The following is a 1,032-nucleotide window of genomic DNA, read 5'->3' as shown; positions in this document are numbered from 1 at the left end:
GCAAGGAATACTATACCAGCAGACCACTCTCTCAACTCGATCATGTTTAGCCCCAATACGATTAACTAAGATACTCAGTCTTAATCTCTTCGACTTTCGACAGCATCTCAACATCTAATTCTGCTTCGTTCAAACGGCCAATGATGTTTGAAAGGACACGTTTCTCGTTGTCATCAACCACCCCATCCTTCAAAGCAATTGCTAGAATTTGGTTGATCTCATTCACATCTAATTTTCCGTCATCTGCAAAGCAGTTAATCGAGTGGAAAGTCATTTCTAAATAATCTCTGTTTTCACTCATGCTCTTTCTCCTTCAGTGAGTTTTAATCCAAGTTTGTGATTAGATATTGCTTAATTTGTTCTCTCTCAGGATGCTGATCTAGCCATTGCTTAAAGGTATCCAGTTGAGCGAAATCATTCGCTCCCAGGAGATTCGCGTAACGCTTTTTATGTAGCTTTTCTTGTCTTTCAATGCGGATGTTTCTCTGCCAAGCATCGGTAAATATCTTAGGTAGTTTGTCTGCCATATCTAGCGTCTTGAGAAGCTGCCATTCACCTTTATCCAGCCACGCTTCATCACACCCGTTGCACATATCAAGTCGATTTACGGATTCTGTTCCTATCTGGAATTTGGTCATAAATTTCGAACACTTCGGGCATACTTGAGCTACGTTGTTGTCCTCAGCCTCTGCAACCTCAACAGTGCTTACGACTTCGCAAGTTTGTGACTGCTGATCAGCCCAAAATCGATAGTTCATTAGTGAAATTAAAGCGCCATCACATTTTGTACAGGCGCCTACAATCAAACCCGGTTCAAGCTCTCTGGGTTCAAGTTCGTATCCTTTGCATTGTGGGCATTTCATATTTATTCCCTTTATTTTTTTGCTCGCTGCTTAGCTAAGACTAATTCTCGGGCATACAGCAATGTTTATAGCGCTTCCCACTACCACATGGGCAAGGTGACTTTTTCTTTGGTTTAATATCGTCAGCAATACGCATTACATCCTGCTGATAGAAATTCGACAACGCCGC

3 protein-coding genes are annotated in these 1,032 nt (G+C 41.8%); all 3 read right to left on the bottom strand.

Annotation, left to right across the window (positions count from 1 at the left end; all coding sequences use genetic code 11):
- Positions 1 to 61: 61 nt before the first annotated feature.
- Genes A3738_RS24950 through A3738_RS32750 form a run of 3 tightly spaced genes read right to left on the bottom strand, consistent with a single transcriptional unit; the run spans position 62 to position 999 of the window.
- On the bottom strand, positions 62 to 301 hold the full coding sequence (locus A3738_RS24950) for a hypothetical protein (RefSeq protein WP_068475591.1): 240 nt from the start codon (positions 299 to 301) through the stop codon (positions 62 to 64).
- Positions 302 to 323: 22 nt separating this feature from the next.
- Positions 324 to 863 (bottom strand): hypothetical protein, encoded by a 540-nt coding sequence (locus A3738_RS24945; RefSeq protein ID WP_068475589.1) that lies wholly within the window; start codon positions 861 to 863, stop codon positions 324 to 326.
- A 40-nt stretch (positions 864 to 903) separates the two neighbouring features.
- Complete coding sequence (locus tag A3738_RS32750; protein ID WP_369819834.1) at positions 904 to 999, bottom strand: SEC-C metal-binding domain-containing protein; 96 nt, start codon at positions 997 to 999, stop codon at positions 904 to 906.
- Positions 1,000 to 1,032: the final 33 nt, after the last annotated feature.

The organism is Oleiphilus sp. HI0066, from assembly GCF_001635725.1.
This window is presented reverse-complemented; position numbering and strand designations above follow the sequence as displayed.